Source organism: Streptomyces sp. NPDC058877 (assembly GCF_042742855.1).
Classification (GTDB): domain Bacteria; phylum Actinomycetota; class Actinomycetes; order Streptomycetales; family Streptomycetaceae; genus Streptomyces.
In genome coordinates, this window is record NZ_JBHYMF010000052.1 from 1 (window position 1) to 17473 (window position 17473).

Genomic DNA, 17473 nt, shown 5'->3' on the forward strand with positions numbered 1-17473 from the left:
GGGCCCCGCCGTACGAAGGCGGGGCCCTGCCCGGTCCGGGAGGGAGTGGTCACGCCGGGGACCTGCTGCTACTTCCCGGCCTTGGCGACGGCCTTGTCGATCATCGGGAGGTAGCGGTCGATGCTGTACGGCACCGTCAGCGGGTTGATCATCGAAGAGGCGGTGACGAAGGGCTGGTCGTTGCTGTAGACGAGCGCACCCTTCTTGACGGCGGGGATCGCCGCGTACAGCGGCTGTGCCTCGATCTCCTTGCGGGACTTGTCGTCCATGTAGAAGGTGAAGGCGATGTCGCTCTTGGCGAGCTTGTTGGCGTTCTCCAAGCCGATCAGGGCGGAGTCGGTGCCCTCGGTCTCCTTGAAGGTGTTCACCACGGGATCGACCTTGAGGCCGAGCTTGGAGACCATGGCGACGCGCTGTTCCTCGGGCTTGAAGACGCCGAGGGTGCCCGGGCCGGTGTTGTAGATGTACGAGAACGTGACGTTCTTGTAGTTCGGGCGGGTCGCAGCGGCGTCGGCGAGCTTCTTGTCGATGTCGGCGGTGAGGTCCTTGGCCTTCTCCGGCTGGCCGAGCGCCTTGGCGACGATCTCGATCTGCTGGTCCCAGTCGGTGCTCCACGCCTGGTCAGGGTAGGCGACGGTCGGCGCGATGTCCTTGAGGATGTCGTACTGCTTCTGGGTGATGCCCGACCAGGGCGCCAGGATGACGTCGGGCTCCAGCTCGGTGATGGCCTCGATGTCGAGTTCCTCGCCGCCGTCGAACTGCCGGGGCAGCGTGGCGCCGGCCTTGGTCACGGCGTCGTGGATCCAGGGGAGGTAGCCGGTCTGGTCGCTGCCCCAGGGGTAGCTCTCGATGCCGACGGGGACGTTGCCGAGGGCGATCGCGGTCTCGGCGGAGCCCTGGCCGAGGGTGACGACGCGCTTCGGCTCCTCCTTGATGACGGCCTCGCCGAGTGCGCTCTTGATGGTGACGGGGAACGCGCCCGTCGAAGCCCCGGACGCGGAGTCCTTGGTGTCGTCCGTTTTGTCGTCGGATCCGCACCCGGTCACCATGAGGCCGAGCGAGACCGCAGCGGCGCCCGCCGCGAACACGCGGCGGCGAAGGGGGGTGAACACAGCAGGCATGGCGGATCCTTGTCTCCGGGCAGAGGTGTGCTGACACCCCGCGTGCGGCCTCCTCGGACAGGGGGTGCCGAGGCGGCGGCCATCACGAAGGCGCCTTGTTAGGTGAGCCTAACCTATCTTTCTTCTGTTCGGGGTGCCAGGGTCTGCCCCCCTGGCTCCCGGGTGAAGAAGGGTCAGCCCATCGCTTCCCATGCCGCCGTCAGGCCGTCCAGCCAGGCCGGCGGCAGCTCGGCGGCGTCCCACTCCTCGTGCAGCTCCGCCGGAGCCGTGGTGAGCCGTTCCAGGGCGGCCACGCTGGTGGGGGAGTGGACGAGCGAGTACCGGCCGTGGATCGCGATCGCGCTGCCCGGTCCGTACTCGGCGTACAGCCGTTCCAGACGATCCCGGTTGCCCGTGGTGAACTCCGCCAACCGTCCTGCGTAGCCGGCCCGCTGACGCGAGGTCATGGTGCCGAGGACGGCCCGCAGTACCTGCTCGGTGACCTCGGGGTCCAGATCGGAAGCCTCCGTGAAGGAGAGGTAGAGGGGGGTGACCGCGACCTTGGTGCGCTCCAGCTCCGTCCGTCCGACGGGAGGGCGCTCGTCCGGAGTCGAGAGCGAGGGGGCCGAGGCGACGGCGTGCCGCAGCGCCCGCTCCGAGATGGCGCCCAGCTCGTCGGTGACGGTGCGGGCCCCGTCGAGCCAGCCGGAGGCGTAGGGGGCGCCCTTCTCCGTAGGGGGCTCGCGGTCGCGGCCGTCGACCTCCCGGTACGCGAGGGCCAGCGCCCCCGCCTCGACCAACCCGATGAGCTCCTCGGCGTCGCCGGACCACACCCCCGCTCGCGCGAGCAGTTGGAGCAGTGTCCTCTTCGCGTTCAGGACACTGGCCTCATCCAGCTGCTGCCGTCCTTCTCCGGCGGTGCTCACGGGGTCCTCCTCGTCGTAGGGACGGCACGGTGCGGGTGCGCGGAACGCTCCGTTCGAGCCTACGCAACTCCCCTTGCCCCGAGGCGCGCCTCCCTCCCCGTCGCTCGTGCGCGTCACCCTCCGATGCGCCCTTCGGGCCCCGAGGGCGCGTCGGTGCTCGTGCCCGGCACACCGGTCCCGTGCCTCAGCGACGGTACACGCGCAGCTCCGTCACCTCGTACGACATCTCCGAGACCTCCTGGTCGGGGGCCGGGTGGTAACGGCCCGCGCACACCGAGAGGTTCACGATCACATGGGCCCGCCAGGAACGCCCCACCCCGCGGCGGTCGTCGAAGGCGCGGACGCCGTTGACCCACCACACCACGGACCGCGCGCCGAACTCGACCCGGAGGTCGATCCACGCCCCGGGCTGGATGGCCGGATCCCGGAAGTAGTGGTACCGGTTGCGCACCCGGTTCGACAGCTCCAGGAGGTCCGGGTTGTCGGGATGGTACTCGAAGACGTCGATCTCCTGGCCGCCGTCGAGCCAGGTCCAGATCGCCGGCCAGGCGCCCGTCTCCACGGGCAGCCGCACCCGGGCTTCCAGCACGTCGCCGGTGCGCACCGAGAAGCCCTGTGCGCTGCCCTCCGTGGTGAGCAGTCCGGCGTTCCAGTAGCCGTCGCTCCTGCGGGTGGCCCGGAAGGTGCCCGACCTGCTGTATGCGGGGTCCTCCACCAGGTGGTCGAGCTTGTTGTCGCCAGGGTTCCTCGGCCCGCCGCCGGGATAGGCCCACGAGTGGCCGGCCACCCACTGCTCGGCAGAGGCGAAGTTCGCATCGAGGACGAGGCGCGCGGGCGTCGACACCGGTCCGTGCGTGCCGGATCCATTGCTGCGCCGTCGGAATCGGAGTCGGAGTCGGTCGAAGAAGTCGGACAACACGGCACCGCTCCTTTCGTGCGGACCGTCGTCGATCCGCGGGTGATCCGTCCCACCTTGCACCATTCAAGTGAATGAGATGGATGTTTGGCGACAAGTCGTCACCAGGGTTGGTGAACGCACTCGGACCGCCGTGCGACGGGTCCGTGCCGGTCGCTTCCGGGACGGCCGCTCCGGAAGCGACCGGGAGCGACGGATCCAAGCGCGACGGGCGTCGTCACCGGGAGCCGGAAGCGCCGTGCAGGAGGCTGCGGGCGGCGAGCGCGATCTGCATCGCGGCGGCGGGACGCAGCAGGGCGGGACGGGGCCGCTCGGGCATCCGGCCCCGGTACAGGGCGGTCGTGCTGACGGCGACGACCGGCAGGACCCAGACGGTCACGGCCACGGCCCGTGTCGTGCGGCCGGTTTCGTGTCGCCAGGCGTGCCACGTCCAGAAGGCGGCGTCGGCAAAGGTGTCGGCGTAGTCCCCGAAGGGCGAGGCGGTGCCGTGCCGGCGGGCGAGCCGCCCGTCGGCGTGGTCGAGGGCGATCGCCACCACCCCCGAGAGGTGGCGATCGCCACCAGGCAGGGCGGGGAGGTCGGCCCGCAGCAGTGTCAGCACATCCGCGGCGGCCAGTCGCCGCCGGTGTTCCAGCAGCCCCAGGTGTGAGGCGGTCAGGGCCCAGCTGGTGGCCACCCATCGACGGCCCGGCCGTTGCCCGTGCCCAGTGCGCACAGGGCTCCGTGCAGGACGGTGAGCTCGGCCAGGGCACGCGGGTGCCGGGCGGCCTGGACCAGTGACCGACGGGCGGCCCGCGCGAGGAAGAGCGCAACCGTCGCCGGGGAGACGCCGTCTTCGCGCAGCCCGGCCAGCAGCGCGTTCGTGGCGGCGCGGCTGTCGGACGCATCGAAGACGGAAGCCATGCCTCTCCTCCCTGCCGGACCCCGGTGGCCCTGTCGGCCCGGGGCGTCCACGCTACGGGCCGACGCGCCGCGCGGCGGGTGAGCGCGCTCGCCCACCGCGCGGAGACCACGGTCTAGCGTCGGGGGAACGAGGGGGAACGGCTGCGGAGAGGATCGGGATGACGGTGCGGAGCGGTGTTCTGGCAGCGGTGGGCGCGACGTGCGCAGGTGCGGCAGCAGGGTATCTGGGGCTGGTGACCGGAGCGCTGCCCCTGGACGTGGGCGTGGGGCGCCGCACACGACCGCTGGGGCCGCAGGCCGTGGAGGTCGCAGCCGGACGCGAAGCGGTCTTCGACGTGATCGCCCGGCCCTACCTGGGGCGGGCAACGAGGGCGTTGCGGGAGAAGGTCGTGGTGCTGGAGCGCGGCTCGGACCTGGTGCTCGCCGCACACCGCACCCCCGTCGCCGGCGGCCGGCTGACCGCGACCACGGTGGAGACGGTCAAGTTCACCCGCCCGGAGCGGGTCGATTTCCGTCTGGTGCGCGGGCCGGTGCCCGCCGTGACCGAGACGTTCACGCTCATCGAACGAAGCGGTGGTACGCAACTGGTGTACGAGGGGCGGCTCGGCACCGACCTGTGGCGGGTCGGGCAGTGGTGGGGCGGCCTTGTCGCCCCGCGGTGGGAAGCAGCGGTCGCCGACTCCCTGGCCGCGATCCGCCTGGAGGCCGAACGGGGAGCGTCGTCGACGCAGTGACCCCCCTTGCGTCGCTGCTGCGGGCCGGACCGGAGAGCCCGCCCCGGTGCCGCCGGACGAGTGATCAGGCCGCGGGGCCAAGGCCCTCCGGGCGTCCCGCGGGAAGGCGGGCGTCCTCGGAGGAATCCGGGCTCGGGGCCGCGAGGTTGACCACGTCCGACCAGCGTTCGTACGAAGCCCGGTGATCGGGGCCCAACAGGACGGCCAGGGGCGGGGAGCCCCAGGTGACGGCGGCGGCGAGCAGGGCCGCATGGGGGAGGAGCGGTCCTGCGGGACCGGGAACGGTGAGGGTGGCGGTGTGATGGGCAACGGCCAGCCAGGCCAAGGCGAGGGGCAGGCAGTGGACCCAGGTGCGTGCTGTGATCCGCAGGAACCCCGGCCGGCTGCCGTCGGGCCGCGCCAGCCGCAGGAGTACGACCCGTTTGCCTGGGGTGGTGGCGAAGAGGGCGGGCAGGAGCCAGAACCACAGGAGGCCCAGGGCGGCGCCGGCCGGAAGGGCGTAGAGGCGACCGGTGGGCCAGTCGGTGACGGCGGCGAGGAGGCCGGTGGCCAAGGTCCAGGCGACGAGCCAGCCGGCGAGGTCGATGAGGAAGGCGAGCGCGCGACGGGTGAGGGTGACGCGATGGCCGTAGCGGGTGCGCTCGTGGTCGGGGTCGTTGGCGGGCAGCAGGCGTGCGAGGGGACCGGCGAGGAGCCAGCCGACGACGGCGCCGGTGGTGTTCAGGGTCAGGTCGTCGACGTTGAACTGCCGGTAGGGACAGGCGTAGACGAACCACAGGCCGGTGTACTGGGTGGTTTCGAAGAACAGCGAGGTGGCGAAGGCCACGGCGGTCGCGGAGAACAGTCGCCGGCGGAAGTAGTACCGGAGGTAGACGCCCAGCGGAAGCAGGAGGACTGCGTTGAGGACCGTCGTCCAGGCCGAGGGCAGTCCGAGCAGGGTGCCCGTGGACCAGTCGCCGTTGGCGGCGGACGAGATGCGGCTCTGGAACGCGAACGGCTGCAGCTGAGGGCTCTCGGCGTAGCGGACGGTGGTGCAGTGGGCGTCGGTGTCGGCCGGCAGCGGCATGACGGTCTGCAGGAGCGCGGCCAGGAGGTAGAAGACGAAGCTGTAGAAGACCAGTACGGGCCAGCCCCCGGCGCGGCCCCTGGTGCGGTAGCCGTGGATCGCAGCGGGAATCATGACCGCAGCAGCGACGAGGGGGAACAGCGTGAGCGCGGCCTCGACGGGCAGCAGATAGGTCCGGAACACGACAGGCGCCTTCTGCGGCCGGGTGCGCCGCGATCACGGGGAGCGAGAGGGTGGGTTCAGGCGGGTTCGGGCGGGGCGAGCGGATTCGACCGGCGCACCACGGCACGGGGCTTTTCCCCCACTTGTTCAGGCTAGGCCATTCGGAGCGGGTTCGATAGCGCCCCGGCCCGCAGCGGCACGAAGGGTCCTCGCGCCCTGCTCGGCTCGGCCGGGACACCGACTCGCACGACGGGCGAACCCCCCTTCTCGCTCCGGCATCCCGCCCGGACGGGTGAGCGACCGGTGGGCGCGCTTGCGGCTCTCGCCCGCCCCGACGACCTACGGTCGGACCATGGCGTTCGGGATCGTGCCCGGGACGGCGTGCCCGGCGATGGGCATCGGCGGGCCCACCTCCTCCGGGTACGTACTCCCGGGCCCCTTCCGGGCACGGGACGGTGACGGCTGCGTGCTGCACGGATCCGCCGCTCGTGGCCGCGTGACGTTCGGGGCCATGGCCCCCCACGGAGAGGATTCTCGATGCCCCAGGAGTCGGCGTCCACGCGCAAGGAGGACCGTGACGAGGTGTTCGTGGAGTTCACCAAGTCGATCCGCCCGTTGTGGCAGGACACCGGTCGATGCGCAGGTCAACATCCGTGAGAACAGGGTGTACCTGCGCAAGCGGTGCAGGGACCACGGAGAGTTCGAGGCACTGGCGTACGGCGACGCCGAGGAGTACCTGTCCTCGTCCCGGTTCAACCGGCCCGGCGCGATTTCGCTCACGTTCCAGACCGAGGTGAAGGACGGCTGTCCGTTCGACTGCGGGCTGTGTCCGGAGCACAAACAGCACGCCTGCCTGGGAATCATCGAAGTGAACACGGGCTGCAACCTGGACTGTCCGATCTGCTTCGCGGACTCCGGCCACCAGCCCGACGGCTACTCCATCACCCATGAGCAGTGCGAGCGGATGCTGGATGTCTTCGTCGCCTCCGAGGGAGAGGCGGAGGTGGTGATGTTCTCCGGCGGGGAGCCCACGATCCACCGGCACGTCCTCGACTTCATCGACCTCGCCCTGCAACGGCCCATCCGCAACGTCACCCTGAACACCAACGGCATCCGCCTGGCCACCGACAAGGACTTCGACGCCGAACTCGGCAAGCGCAACCGGGTCCCGGGCCGATCGGTGAACGTCTACCTCCAGTTCGACGGCTTCGAGCAGCGCACCCATCTGGAGATCCGCGGCCGAGACCTGCGGACGTTCAAGCAGCGGGCGCTCGACAACTGCGCCGACGCCGGCCTGACCGTCACCCTCGTCGCCGCCGTCGAGCGCGGTCTGAACGAGCACGAGCTCGGCGCGATCATCGAGTACGGCATCGACCACCCGGCCGTCCGCTCGGTGGCCTTCCAACCGGTCACGCACTCCGGCCGGCACGTGGCGTTCGATCCGCTCCGGAGGCTCACCAACCCCGACGTCATCCGACTGATCAACGAACAGCGACCCGACTGGTTCCAGAAGGGGGACTTCTTCCCCGTACCGTGCTGCTTCCCGACCTGCCACTCCGTCACCTACCTCCTGGTGGGCGGCGAGCCCGGTGACCGCACCGTCGTGCCCGTCCCGCGACTGCTGAACGTCGAGGACCACCTCGACTACGTCACCAACCGGGTCATGCCCGACGCCGGGATCCGCGAGGCACTGGAGCAACTCTGGTCCACGTCCGCATGCATGGGCACGGCCACGACCGAGGAGAAGCTACGGACCGCGGTCGAGGCCCTGGACTGCGCGGAGGCTTGTGGGACCGCCCTGCCCGAGGCGGTCAGCAGCTCGACGACAAGGCGTTCATGGTCGTCGTACAGGACTTCCAGGACCCGTACACCCTCAACGTCAAGCAGCTGATGAAGTGCTGCGTCGAGGAGATCCCCCCGACGGGCGGCTCATCCCCTTCTGTGCCTACAACTCCGTCGGATACCGCGAACAGGTCCGCGCCGAGATGTCCGACGTCCCCGTCCCCGTCGCCTCGCCGACCGCCTCGCCCTCGCCCCCGACATGAGGGTCCTCGACGTCGCCTCGGGCCGCGGCACCACCGCACTGCTGCTGGCCGACGCCTACCGGGTGAGGGCGGACGGCATCGACCTCTCGCCCACCAACACCGCCCGCATCGCCTGCATCGCCGACGCGCCTCCCCTCCGGGCGTACGTCGAACTCCTGACCGCCGCAGGGTTGCGCCCCCTCGTCACCGAGCGGCACGACAAAGCGCTGCTCCGCATGATCGACCAGATCCAGGCCCGTCTGGGCCTGCTGCGCATCACCGCTCCGGCCCGCCTCGCCGAGGCGGGAGTGGATTTGGACGCGGCCCCCGCCGTCCTCGACGCGGCTCGCGCCGCGGTCACCGAAGGCGTCCTCGGCTACACCCTCCTGACCGCGGTGAAGGGGCCGGGGCGGCCCTGCGACCCACCGCCGGGTCCGTAGTCCCCACGCATGTGTGCGCCCCGGCTCCGGCGTCGGCAACGAGAACGCAGAACGGGGGCGTCCACTCGTAGACGATGAGGTCACCGTACGGGGCGAGCCGTTCCGCCGGACTCGGCTGCACCGGTTGCCACGACTGGACCGGCACGGTGCGGTGGTCGTCGGGATCGGGGGTGGAGCTCTCCAGCACGGTGGTGCCCACCACGCCCGGTCGGTTCCGGCTTCCCCGGGGAAGCCCGTCCGGTGCGGGGCCCCGACGGGGCGGCGCCGCTGCCGCACCTGCCGGTGCGGTCACCCCGTGGCCAGGGGGCCCGCCGGGGCGCGGTTCCAGCACATCCGGGACCACGGCAGGGCGAGTTGGCTCTGGTCGTGCACCTCCTGTGGTGCCAGGTCGGAGAGGCGGGCGGCCCTGTGGTGCTGGGCGTGGACGGTCCCGGCATAGCGGTGGCCGGTGTCGGCGGCGATGAAGAGCACCGTCCGCTCCGTGGAGCGATCGCGTTCGTGGCGGGCGGCGAGGTATCCGGCCCCCGTCGACAGCCCGGCGAAGACGGCGTGCCGACGGAGCAGGTCGACGCTGCCGGCGAGGGCGGCTTCGAAGGAGATCCAGTGCAGGGTGTCGTACAGTTCGTGCGAGACGTTGCCGAAGGGGATGGAACTGCCGATTCCGGCGATGATGATCTCGGGATCGTGGACGTGTTCGGCCCCGAAGGTGACGCTGCCGTACGGCTGGACGCCGACGAGTTCGACGTCTGTCGTGCGGTGCGGGGTGCGGGCGGCCCCGTGGGTCCGGCGAAGATAGCGCGCGAGGGCTCCGGTGGAGGCCCCCGACCCGACCCCGCCGACGACGGTGAGCCCGTCCGCTCCGGTCTCCCGATGGATCAGGTCGGCCACCGCACGGTAGCCGAGGTAGTGGATGCCGTCGTGGTACTGCCGCATCCAGTGGTACTCGGGATGCTCGGCGAGGATCTGGTGGATCCGCTGCACCCGCCGCTTCTGGTCGAGCTTGAGGTCACTGCACGGCTCCATCTGCTCCAGCGTCGCCCCGAGGAGCGTCAGTTGGGTGCGCAGCGTGTCGTCCACCGTCGTCGAGCCGACGATGTGGCAGCGCATGCCGTGGCGGTGACAGGCCAGGGCGAGGGCGTGGGCGTAGATGCCGCTGGAGCTGTCCAGCAGGGTGTCCCCGCGTCGAACGGCTCCGGTGTCGAGCAGGTGGCGCACCGCCGCAAGGGCCGAGACCACCTTCATGGTCTCAAACCGCAGGCAGAGGAGCCGGTCGTCGAGGCGTATCAGGTCCGGTCGCGCCATTGACTCCGCGATGTGCTGGTCCATGCTGGTTCTCCTCGGTGGGGGAGGTCGTGAAGGTCCGGGTGACGGGGATGCCGTGGGCGTCGAGGGCACCCAGGCAGTCGTGGACGCGGTGGCGCAGGTCCGGTGCCGCCGGGTCGAAGAGGACGCCCGCCACCGCCCCGCTGTGAGCGATCTGCACCCCGACTGCCCCGGTCCGGCGGGCGGTGTCCGTCAGCGCGTCGAACTCGGGGTGTCCGAGCACCTGTTGGCCGCGCCGGGCGCTGGCGGTGGCGACCGTGCCGAGCAGGTGCGCGTCCCCGGTGGCCACGGCCCGGCGCAGCGCCGCGCGGAGTCGTTCGTAGCGGCGTACGTCCTCGTCCCGCACTTCGGGCACGGGCAGGGACAGGGTGTCCACGGGGGCGGCTCCGCCGAGGGCGCAGCCCACGACGACCAGTGGGGGGAGGGCCGGACCGAGGTCCTCCATGACCCTGCCCTCCCGCTGGGCGAAGAGCACCGGGCGGCCGTCCAGCATCAAGGGGTCGCAGGCCGACTCGGCCCGTACGGCGAGGCGGGCGACCGTGGTGGCAGGCAGCCGTAGCCCGTACGAGTCCGCGACCGCACGCACGGCGGCGATCACCTCACTGGTGGAGCTGCCCATGCCCAGGCCCACGGGCACGTCGCAGCTGAGCCTCAGCTCTCCGCCGCAGGGCGGTGCACCGGTCCGCTCGGTGCATTCGGTCGTGGCGAGGGCCGCGGCCCGTGCGGCCTTCGTGCGGTCGGGGGGTACGACGACGACTGCCTCGGGGGGCGTGCCGGGCCGGCGGGTGAACACGGCGGTGCTGCCGGGACCGGCCATGGGGAGGGTGACCAGGCCCGCGCACCGTCGTCCGTCGGCGTCGAGGAACACTCCCTGGAGGATTTCGCCGTGGTGGCAGGAGGCGTGCCCGGTGCCGAACGCGGCGATGTCGGTCGCTGCCGGGCGGGTGGCGGAGATCATGCGCCGCCCGCCGTCCGGTAGCGGTACAGGACCGTCTCCCCGGCGCTGAACTGGGAGAAGGGGAAGGGCTCGGCGGACAGTGCGGTCACGCCGGAGCCGAGGAAGGCGCGGGCGACGGCGCTGCCGCTCTGTGCGTAGACGATCAGGGGGATGCCCCGGGAGCGGCAGCGCTCCAGGATGGTGTCGAAGGATCCGTTGCCCAGGGTCATGCCGGTGACGACGGCGGCCTCGGCCCGGTCGAGCACCTCGTGCATGTCGTCGGTGACGGGGTCGCCCCATTGGGTGGACTTCAGGTTGAAGTCGCAGGGCAACGGCTTCCCTCCGCGTTCGCGCACCGCCGCGACCAGCGGGTTGACGACGCCGATGATGCCGACCTCGCCACCCCGTACGGTGTCGAGCAGGCCGGCGACGGCCGCGTCGCGGGCCTGCGCACGGACTTCCGGCGTGCCGGCGGGGAGGACGACGGCCTCGGCGTCGCTGGCCGTGCGGTGCGGGTGGACTTCGGAGAGGTAGGCGTCGAGGGCGGCGATCCGCAGGGGGCGTGGGGCCTCGCGGAGCAGGACGTCGAGCGGGGCGCCCGAGGAGTCGTGGCAGATCGACGGGGTGATCTCGCCGGCTTCGAAGGCGCAGCCGCCGAACGAGCCGCCGAGGCGGACGAGCACGTACTGGTTCAGGTACGTGGTGTCGCCGTCGGCGAGACGGGTGCCGTGGTGGATCCAGAACACGCTGGTCGCGAGCAGTTCCGCGGGGCGCGGGCCGTGTTCGCCGGCCAGAACGGCCTCGATGAGACCGTCGACCGACGTCGCGGTGGCACGGGGGCGGGCAGGATCGGGGTTCATCCGGGTCATGGGCTTCCTCGGTTCACGGAGTGGGGTGGGGTGTTGACGCGACGGCCGGGGCGCCGAGCGGCCCCCGGTAGGCGACCTGGGGACGCCCCCGTGCGTCGGTGGTGAGCTCGGCGTCGACCTCGAAGACCTCGGCAAGTCGCTCGGCGGTCAGGACGGCGGCCGGAGGGCCGGAGGCGACGAGGCGGCCGTGGTGCAGGAGCAGCAGTCGATCGCAGTACCGGGCGGCGAGTGACAGGTCGTGCAGGGCGACCAGGACCGTCTGCTCGGTGCCCGACAGGAGCTCCATCAACTCCAACTGGTGCTTCACGTCGAGGTGGTTGGTGGGTTCGTCCAGCAGGATCCCGTGCGGTTGCTGGGCCAGGGCGCGGGCGATGTGGGTGCGTTGGCGCTCGCCGCCGGACAGCGTCCTCCAGGAGCGGTCGGCAAGCGGGGTGAGCCCGAGGCGTTCCAGTGCGGCGGCGACCACCGCCCGGTCGGTGGGGTCCGGTCCTCGCCAGCGGTCCCGGAAGGGGGTGCGCCCCAGGTCCACGACGTCGGCCACGCGCAGATCGCTGTCGGTGTTCGAGTCCTGTGCGACGAAGGCGATCCGGCGGGCGATCCGGCGCGCGCTCCAGTGGCGCACGGGCACGTCGTCGTACCGGATCGTGCCCGTGTCGGGGACCCGCAGACCGGCCAGGCAACGCAGCAGCGAGGACTTGCCCGATCCGTTGGGCCCGAGCAGCCCGACCGTTTCGCCCGACTCGATCTGCGAACTGACGCCGCGGACCACCGGCCGGCCCGCCGCCGACCAGCTCATCTCTTCGACGGTGATCCTCACAGTTCGCTCTTCCTGCGCAGGACGAGGAGGAAGAGCGGCGCGCCCAGCAGGGCGGTGAGCACGCCCACCGGAAGCTCACGGGGAGCGAAGGCGGTCCGTGCCAGCGCGTCGGTCCACACGAGGAACACCGCACCCGCGAGGGCCGCGTACGGCAATAGGGCCCGGTGCGGCGGTCCGACGAGGAAGCGCATCCCATGGGGGACGATCAGTCCGACGAAGCCGATGGCGCCGACGGCGGCGACAGCCACGGCGGTCAGCGCGGCCGTGACGACGAGCAGCAGCATCCGTGTGCGTCGTACGTCGATCCCGAGGGACGCCGCGGTGTCGGTGCCGAAGGCGAATCCATCCAGGGGGCGGGAGCACGCCCAAGCTGCGGTCAGCCCCAGCGGGGTGACGACCGCGCAGACCGCGACGGTGTTCCAGCGGGCCGGTGCCAGTGAGCCGAGCAGCCAGTGGGTGACGGCCCGGGTGGTGTCGGCGTCCGCCGAAGCCATCAGGACGAGTGAGGTCAGCGCTGTGAAGAGTTGGCCGACGACCACTCCGGTGAGGACGATGCGGACCGGATCCAGGCCGGTGCGCCGCAGCAACAGGAGGAGCAGTCCGAAGGAGAGCAGCGCACCGACCAGGGCGCCGCCGGTGACCCCGAGTGCGCCCGCACCCACTCCGAGGACGACGACGGTGACGGCTCCTGCGGACGCTCCCGAGGAGACGCCGAGCAGGTAGGGGTCGGCGAGCGGATTGCGGGTGACGGCCTGGAGGATCGTGCCGCACACGGCGAGGGAGGCCCCGACGAGGGCGGCCATCAGCACGCGCGGCAGTCGGAGGTCCCAGACGAGGGAGTCCAGCAGCGGGGGCAAGGGTGCCACGCCCAGGCCGAGACGGGACCCGAGGGCACGGGCGAGGTCGGGCCAGCCCACGTCGACGGTGCCGACGCGCACGGCCGTGGCCACCGAACCCGTCAGCACGCCCGTGGTGAGGAGGAAGAAGCCCGTCCGGGCCGCTGCGGTCCGGACCGGACGGTCCACTGGTCCGAGCGGCGCGATCCGAGGCCGGGTGGTGACCGCGTCTTGTGCCGTTGCCCGGCTGCGGGCCGTCGGAAGCAGGAGTTCCGCCGTTCCCCCGCGGGCGGTGGGGTCAGCGGACACGGCCGAGGTCCTTCATGCCGTCGGCCAGCAGCCCGAGGGCGTGCACGGAGCGCACCGACGGGTCCAGTTCGATGCCCGGGACCTCAAGGATCTTGTCGTCGCGGACCGCGGCCAGCTTGGAGATCACGGGGTGGGCCGTCAGCGCGGTGCGCTTCTCGACGGCGCTGTCGCCGGGCCGGCCGCGCTCGGACAGGTCGCCGATCACGATGAAGTCGGGTTCGCGCTCGGCGATTTCCTCCCAGGAGACCTCCGGCCAGTCCTCGTCGACGTCGTCGAAGGCGTTCTTCGCGCCGACGATGCGGCTCATCTCGCTCGGCAATCCGGTCCCGCCCGCCACGTACGGCATGCCGTTGAAGACGGAGTAGAGGTAGACCACGGTCGGCCGGTCCGCCTCGGAGAGGTGTCCGGGCGCGTGTGCACCGGCTTCGACCAGCGCGGAGCGTTGGGCGGTGGCGAGTTCCTCGGCCCGCTCCTCGACGCCGAAGGCCTTGCCCAGGTTCTCGTAGTCGGAGAAGAGCAGTTCGAACGCGGTCTTGCCGGCCGGGTTCTGTCGTGGACAGTCCACGGCGCTGACGAAGGTGGGGACCTTGAGGTCGGCCAGCTCCTCGCGGGTGCCGGCCCGCTCCTCGGTGTAGAGGTCCGTGGAGCTGGCGACGACGAAGTCGGGTGTGACCGAGCGCAGTTGTTCGCCCGTGGCGATCTTCGGGGCGATGACCGGGACCTGGGCGTAGGCGGCCTCGTACTGCGGGGGGATCCTCGTCTTGAGGTTGGCGGTTCCCGCCATCCGGTCCTGCAGCCCGAGTTCGAGCAGGATCTCGGTCGAGGCCTGGTCCAGGGCGACGGTCCTGTTCGGCGGCTCGGTGAAGGCCACGTGGTGGCCGCAGCTGGTGAAGGAGGTCGTCCGGGAAGCGGGCTCGGCGTCCGCCTCCGGGCCACCGGCTGTCGTGGAGCAGCCCGCGGTGGCGAGGGCGATGGTCAGGGCGAGGCCGAGGCGGGCCGGGTGGCGCATGGGTCCTCCGGTCGAGAGGGGGCGTGGGTGTTGTCGTGCACCGGGCAGGAGTGCCGCGTTCGAAGGGTACTGTAATGGTAATCATTTTCAATAACGACCCGGGGTCGGACCTTCCGAACCGTCCCCCACCCCAAGGAGCCACCACGCCGTGACGACCACACCCACACCCACGGGGGCCAATCCCATGCCCCCGCAGACGCGTTCGCTCCTGCGCGAGCCCGCGTTCCTGCGTCTCTGGGCCGGCACCACCGCCTCCGGCCTCGCGACCTGGGCCCTGCCCTTCGTCCTCGGACTCGCCGTCCTCCACCGCGACCTCGGCGCCGCCGGCCTCGGACTGGTCCTCGCCGCCCGCACCGCAGGTTTCCTCGTCGCCGTCGCCGTCGGCGGAGTCCTGGCCGACCGCCACTCCCGCCGTGCGGTCGTCCTCTGGTCCGCCCTCATGGCCGCCGCCGCCGCGCCCCTCCTCACCGCCGGGCTCGGTCACTCGGTCGCACTGATGACGGCCGCGGCTGCCCTCGCGGGGGCCGGACAGGGGGCCTGCCGCCCGGCGTTCCAGGCGCTCACCGCGGAGACCGTCGCCCCCGAGGACCGTCAACGGGCCAATGCCGCCATCACCATGGCCGTGCGGAGCTCCACGCTCGCCGGCCCCGTCCTGACCTCGTTGCTCGCGACCTTCCTCGACGTCCGGACGCTGCTCCTCGGCATCGGACTGCTCTGGCTGATAGCGGCCCTCGTCCCGGGCAGGGGCGCCCGAGCGGCAGCGGAACCCCTCGACGAACCCATGCCGCGCACCGGCTTCCGCACCGATTTCCTGGAGGGGATGCGCGAGGCGCGCCGCCACCCGTGGTTCCTCGCCGGACTCGCCGCCCTCGGCGCGGTCATCACCCTCGGCTACTCCGCCACCAGCGTCGCACTGCCCCTCATCAGCCGAGACCGCTACGGCACCGAGTGGGTCCTCGCCGCGGCCATGACCGGGTACACCCTGGGTGCGCTCGGCGGGGCCGCGGTCATCGCCCGCTGGCGCCCGCGCTCCCAGGGCTTGGTCGCCTTCGCCGGACTGGCCGCGTACGGCTTCGCGCCGCTGAGCCTGATGCTGCCCGTGCATCCGCTGCTGGTCGTCGCCGGCTACGTCCTCGCCGGAGTCGGAATCGAACTCTTCAACGTGCCGTGGTTCACGGCCGCCCAGCGCGAGGTCGCTCCCGACAAGCTGGCCCGCGTCTCTTCGCTGGACTTCCTCGTCTCCTACGGCCTGGCACCGGTCGGACTGGCCCTGATCACCCCGGCCGTCCACGCCTTCGGGGCCACGGCCGTACTCGCCGCCTGCACCGTCGTCTGCTTCCTCGTACCGGCCGCCGCGGCACTGGTCCCCACCGCCCGTCACTTCGCGCGGACGCCCCGGGCGCCCCTCGTCCGCCCCGGGGCCCCAGCGCGCCGGTGAGGCACCCGGTGCGGCCCCTCGGGCTCCGCTCGTTCGCGGCGTCCCCGGCCGGAACGGCTAGCGCCATCGGCGGGCGACCGATGCGACGGCGAGCAACAGGACCAGGACCAGGATGAGAACCCCGCGCACCCCGGCGGCCTCGTGGAGGAGGCCGCCGGTCAGCGCCCCGGCGGCGAGCACCGCCACCGACACCCCACGCCGCACCGCCGCCGGCCCCGGTCGATCCGCGGCGAGCCCGGTCAGGGTCCGGGTCATCACGGTGGTGGCCAGGTCGGGCAGCCCCAGGCGGTGAACGACGGCGTTCTGCAGACCCATTCCACAGGCCAGGGGCACCAGGACCGCGTACCGTCCCCACTCCGCTGCCTCGGCGGTGAGCGCGAGCGCGACCCCGAGGGCCTGGGCCGCGACCAGCAGCGGGAACAGCCCGCCCGGTTCCGCTTCCCGTCGCCACGCGCCGCCGGCCACCGCCCCGGCCAGGAAGCCCGCCACCGCCACCGTCGAAGAGAGGGCCGACAGTTCGGAAACCCCGGACAGGGCGAACCCGAGGAAGACCACGTTGCCCGTCATGTTGGACACGAAGACCCGGTCGAGCCCGAGGAAGCTCGCCGCGTCCACCAGCCCGCTGACGAACGTCAGGACGAGCAGCAGCGGTGCGAAGCGTGCATGGGGGTGGCCGTTGGGAAACATCCACCGTGCCGTCGCCCCACCCGTCGAGGACCGCACCCGCTTCATCTGACTCCTCCGTGGACACTCCGCCCTTCGGGGCGGAGGACAAGCGCACCCCTGTGGGGCGGGGCGGAGAGCGGTGTTTCGCCGCCGGGGCGGAGCGTCGTGTCCTGACCCGCAGGTTTGTTCTTCACCAGGGTCCTTTCGTGGGTCTCCGGCCCTGGCCGGGGGTGGGGCACTTCCTGCTTGCGGGAGGGAGGAGATTCCTGCGGAGCTCGCCCTTTTGCCCCCGACACCCCCCCGAGAGCGCGACGCCGACGCCGAGGGAGGGCAGAAGCCCTGGGGAACGGTGCGGCGGAGGAGGCCGCCAGCTACTTCCGGCCGTTGGCGCGGCGGGAACGGACGGCACTGCTTGCCGGGGGCGGGCAGCTCCAGTAGCGTCCCCGACATGAACACCGGACCGGCGACACGCCACGCACAGACGGGCCATCCGGTGGAAGACTGACCGCTCGGCGGGGTCCCGCGAGGAACCCCGGGAGTTCGGCACGAGGACCGCCCGGTGCGGATGCACCGCGCACCTCCTCCACACGTCGAACCCAACAGCGAGGTCATCCCCATGGCAGCAACGTTCAACCACACCATCATCGCGTCCAAGGACCGCCACGCATCGGCGCGCTTCTTCAGGGAGCTGCTCGAACTTCCCGAAGCGCCGTCCTGGGGCCCCTTCGTGAACGTCCAGCTCGCCGACGGCGTGCTGATCCAGTTCGCCGAACCCCCGGTGGACATCCAGATGCAGCACTATGCGTTCATGGTCGACGACGAGCTCTTCGACCGCGCGTACCGGCGCCTGTGCGACCAGGGCATCGAGCACTGGGCGGACCCGCACATGCAGCGGCCCGGCGAGACCAACACCGGGCACGGTGGGCGAGGGGTCTACTTCAAGGACCCCTCGGGACACGCGATCGAGCTGCTCACGCGTCCCTACCTGTAGGCCGGGC

General features: G+C 71.7%; 19 protein-coding genes. 6 read left to right on the top strand and 13 right to left on the bottom strand.

Features of this window, described 5'->3' with window-relative positions:
• Nucleotides 1-68: 68 nt before the first annotated feature.
• The 5 genes from ACFW2Y_RS14935 to ACFW2Y_RS14955 form a co-directional block, all read right to left on the bottom strand.
• Nucleotides 69-1121, bottom strand: coding sequence for an iron-siderophore ABC transporter substrate-binding protein (locus ACFW2Y_RS14935; protein WP_384878117.1), 1053 nt, complete (start codon nucleotides 1119-1121; stop codon nucleotides 69-71).
• 173 nt (nucleotides 1122-1294) lie between these two features.
• The gene (locus ACFW2Y_RS14940) at nucleotides 1295-2026 is read right to left on the bottom strand and encodes a hypothetical protein (RefSeq protein WP_384878121.1); all 732 of its coding nucleotides are present in this window, start codon (nucleotides 2024-2026) and stop codon (nucleotides 1295-1297) included.
• A gap of 184 nt (nucleotides 2027-2210) precedes the next feature.
• The gene (locus ACFW2Y_RS14945) at nucleotides 2211-2870 is read right to left on the bottom strand and encodes a beta-glucanase (protein ID WP_384878123.1); all 660 of its coding nucleotides are present in this window, start codon (nucleotides 2868-2870) and stop codon (nucleotides 2211-2213) included.
• 289 nt (nucleotides 2871-3159) lie between these two features.
• On the bottom strand, nucleotides 3160-3618 hold the full coding sequence (locus tag ACFW2Y_RS14950) for a CDP-alcohol phosphatidyltransferase family protein (RefSeq protein ID WP_384878126.1): 459 nt from the start codon (nucleotides 3616-3618) through the stop codon (nucleotides 3160-3162).
• Complete coding sequence (locus ACFW2Y_RS14955) at nucleotides 3597-3845, bottom strand: hypothetical protein (RefSeq protein WP_384878128.1); 249 nt, start codon at nucleotides 3843-3845, stop codon at nucleotides 3597-3599. Before ACFW2Y_RS14955 ends, ACFW2Y_RS14950 begins: the two co-directional genes overlap by 22 nt.
• Nucleotides 3846-4078: 233 nt before the next feature.
• Between ACFW2Y_RS14955 and ACFW2Y_RS14960 the strand changes: the two genes are divergently transcribed.
• Nucleotides 4079-4579, top strand: coding sequence for an SRPBCC family protein (locus ACFW2Y_RS14960; protein WP_384878131.1), 501 nt, complete (start codon nucleotides 4079-4081; stop codon nucleotides 4577-4579).
• 64 nt (nucleotides 4580-4643) lie between these two features.
• Here ACFW2Y_RS14960 and ACFW2Y_RS14965 read toward each other — a convergent pair whose 3' ends face one another.
• Nucleotides 4644-5828: a VanZ family protein gene (locus tag ACFW2Y_RS14965; protein WP_384878134.1), complete on the bottom strand. Its 1185-nt coding sequence runs from the start codon at nucleotides 5826-5828 to the stop codon at nucleotides 4644-4646.
• Nucleotides 5829-6381: 553 nt separating this feature from the next.
• Between ACFW2Y_RS14965 and ACFW2Y_RS14970 the strand changes: the two genes are divergently transcribed.
• From ACFW2Y_RS14970 to ACFW2Y_RS14980, 3 genes are read left to right on the top strand one after another with little or no spacing between them, the layout of a single operon-like run.
• Nucleotides 6382-7698 (top strand): radical SAM protein, encoded by a 1317-nt coding sequence (locus ACFW2Y_RS14970; RefSeq protein ID WP_384878136.1) that lies wholly within the window; start codon nucleotides 6382-6384, stop codon nucleotides 7696-7698.
• 4 nt (nucleotides 7699-7702) lie between these two features.
• Nucleotides 7703-7852, top strand: a complete 150-nt coding sequence (locus ACFW2Y_RS14975; RefSeq protein WP_384878140.1) for a hypothetical protein — start codon at nucleotides 7703-7705, stop codon at nucleotides 7850-7852.
• Nucleotides 7849-8271 carry an SAM-dependent methyltransferase gene (locus ACFW2Y_RS14980; protein WP_384878142.1) on the top strand — a complete coding sequence of 141 codons (423 nt, stop codon included), beginning with the start codon at nucleotides 7849-7851 and terminating at the stop codon, nucleotides 8269-8271. The genes ACFW2Y_RS14975 and ACFW2Y_RS14980 overlap by 4 nt, the downstream gene beginning before the upstream one ends.
• A gap of 288 nt (nucleotides 8272-8559) precedes the next feature.
• Here ACFW2Y_RS14980 and ACFW2Y_RS14985 read toward each other — a convergent pair whose 3' ends face one another.
• From ACFW2Y_RS14985 to ACFW2Y_RS15010, 6 genes are read right to left on the bottom strand one after another with little or no spacing between them, the layout of a single operon-like run.
• On the bottom strand, nucleotides 8560-9597 hold the full coding sequence (locus ACFW2Y_RS14985; protein ID WP_384878145.1) for a pyridoxal-phosphate dependent enzyme: 1038 nt from the start codon (nucleotides 9595-9597) through the stop codon (nucleotides 8560-8562).
• Nucleotides 9518-10552 carry a GHMP kinase gene (locus ACFW2Y_RS14990; RefSeq protein WP_384878147.1) on the bottom strand — a complete coding sequence of 345 codons (1035 nt, stop codon included), beginning with the start codon at nucleotides 10550-10552 and terminating at the stop codon, nucleotides 9518-9520. The genes ACFW2Y_RS14985 and ACFW2Y_RS14990 overlap by 80 nt, the downstream gene beginning before the upstream one ends.
• Nucleotides 10549-11400 (bottom strand): Rossmann-like domain-containing protein, encoded by an 852-nt coding sequence (locus ACFW2Y_RS14995; protein WP_384878150.1) that lies wholly within the window; start codon nucleotides 11398-11400, stop codon nucleotides 10549-10551. The genes ACFW2Y_RS14990 and ACFW2Y_RS14995 overlap by 4 nt, the downstream gene beginning before the upstream one ends.
• A gap of 13 nt (nucleotides 11401-11413) precedes the next feature.
• Nucleotides 11414-12217 carry an ABC transporter ATP-binding protein gene (locus ACFW2Y_RS15000; protein ID WP_384878152.1) on the bottom strand — a complete coding sequence of 268 codons (804 nt, stop codon included), beginning with the start codon at nucleotides 12215-12217 and terminating at the stop codon, nucleotides 11414-11416.
• Entirely contained in the window at nucleotides 12214-13362 is a 1149-nt protein-coding gene (locus tag ACFW2Y_RS15005; protein WP_384878155.1) for a FecCD family ABC transporter permease, read from the bottom strand. The genes ACFW2Y_RS15000 and ACFW2Y_RS15005 overlap by 4 nt, the downstream gene beginning before the upstream one ends.
• Nucleotides 13352-14371 (bottom strand): ABC transporter substrate-binding protein, encoded by a 1020-nt coding sequence (locus ACFW2Y_RS15010; RefSeq protein WP_384878158.1) that lies wholly within the window; start codon nucleotides 14369-14371, stop codon nucleotides 13352-13354. Before ACFW2Y_RS15010 ends, ACFW2Y_RS15005 begins: the two co-directional genes overlap by 11 nt.
• Nucleotides 14372-14519: 148 nt before the next feature.
• Here ACFW2Y_RS15010 and ACFW2Y_RS15015 point away from each other — a divergent pair, with 148 nt between their 5' ends.
• A complete protein-coding gene (locus ACFW2Y_RS15015; RefSeq protein WP_384878161.1) occupies nucleotides 14520-15809 on the top strand; it encodes an MFS transporter in 1290 nt (429 codons plus the stop codon).
• A 57-nt stretch (nucleotides 15810-15866) separates the two neighbouring features.
• Here the strand turns inward: ACFW2Y_RS15015 and ACFW2Y_RS15020 are convergent, their stop codons facing one another.
• A complete protein-coding gene (locus ACFW2Y_RS15020; RefSeq protein ID WP_384878164.1) occupies nucleotides 15867-16496 on the bottom strand; it encodes a YoaK family protein in 630 nt (209 codons plus the stop codon).
• A gap of 595 nt (nucleotides 16497-17091) precedes the next feature.
• Here ACFW2Y_RS15020 and ACFW2Y_RS15025 point away from each other — a divergent pair.
• Complete coding sequence (locus ACFW2Y_RS15025; protein ID WP_384878166.1) at nucleotides 17092-17466, top strand: VOC family protein; 375 nt, start codon at nucleotides 17092-17094, stop codon at nucleotides 17464-17466.
• The last annotated feature ends 7 nt before the right edge of the window (nucleotides 17467-17473 follow it).

Coding starts and splice junctions, on each gene's coding strand:
- ACFW2Y_RS14935 (WP_384878117.1), bottom strand. CDS start 1,121: ATGCCTGCTGTGTTCACCCCCCTTCGCCGCCGCGTGTTCGCGGCGGGC.
- ACFW2Y_RS14955 (WP_384878128.1), bottom strand. CDS start 3,845: ATGGCTTCCGTCTTCGATGCGTCCGACAGCCGCGCCGCCACGAACGCG.
- ACFW2Y_RS14980 (WP_384878142.1), top strand. CDS start 7,849: ATGAGGGTCCTCGACGTCGCCTCGGGCCGCGGCACCACCGCACTGCTG.
- ACFW2Y_RS14985 (WP_384878145.1), bottom strand. CDS start 9,597: ATGGACCAGCACATCGCGGAGTCAATGGCGCGACCGGACCTGATACGC.
- ACFW2Y_RS14990 (WP_384878147.1), bottom strand. CDS start 10,552: ATGATCTCCGCCACCCGCCCGGCAGCGACCGACATCGCCGCGTTCGGC.
- ACFW2Y_RS14995 (WP_384878150.1), bottom strand. CDS start 11,400: ATGACCCGGATGAACCCCGATCCTGCCCGCCCCCGTGCCACCGCGACG.
- ACFW2Y_RS15010 (WP_384878158.1), bottom strand. CDS start 14,371: ATGCGCCACCCGGCCCGCCTCGGCCTCGCCCTGACCATCGCCCTCGCC.
- ACFW2Y_RS15020 (WP_384878164.1), bottom strand. CDS start 16,496: ATGTTTCCCAACGGCCACCCCCATGCACGCTTCGCACCGCTGCTGCTC.
- ACFW2Y_RS15025 (WP_384878166.1), top strand. CDS start 17,092: ATGGCAGCAACGTTCAACCACACCATCATCGCGTCCAAGGACCGCCAC.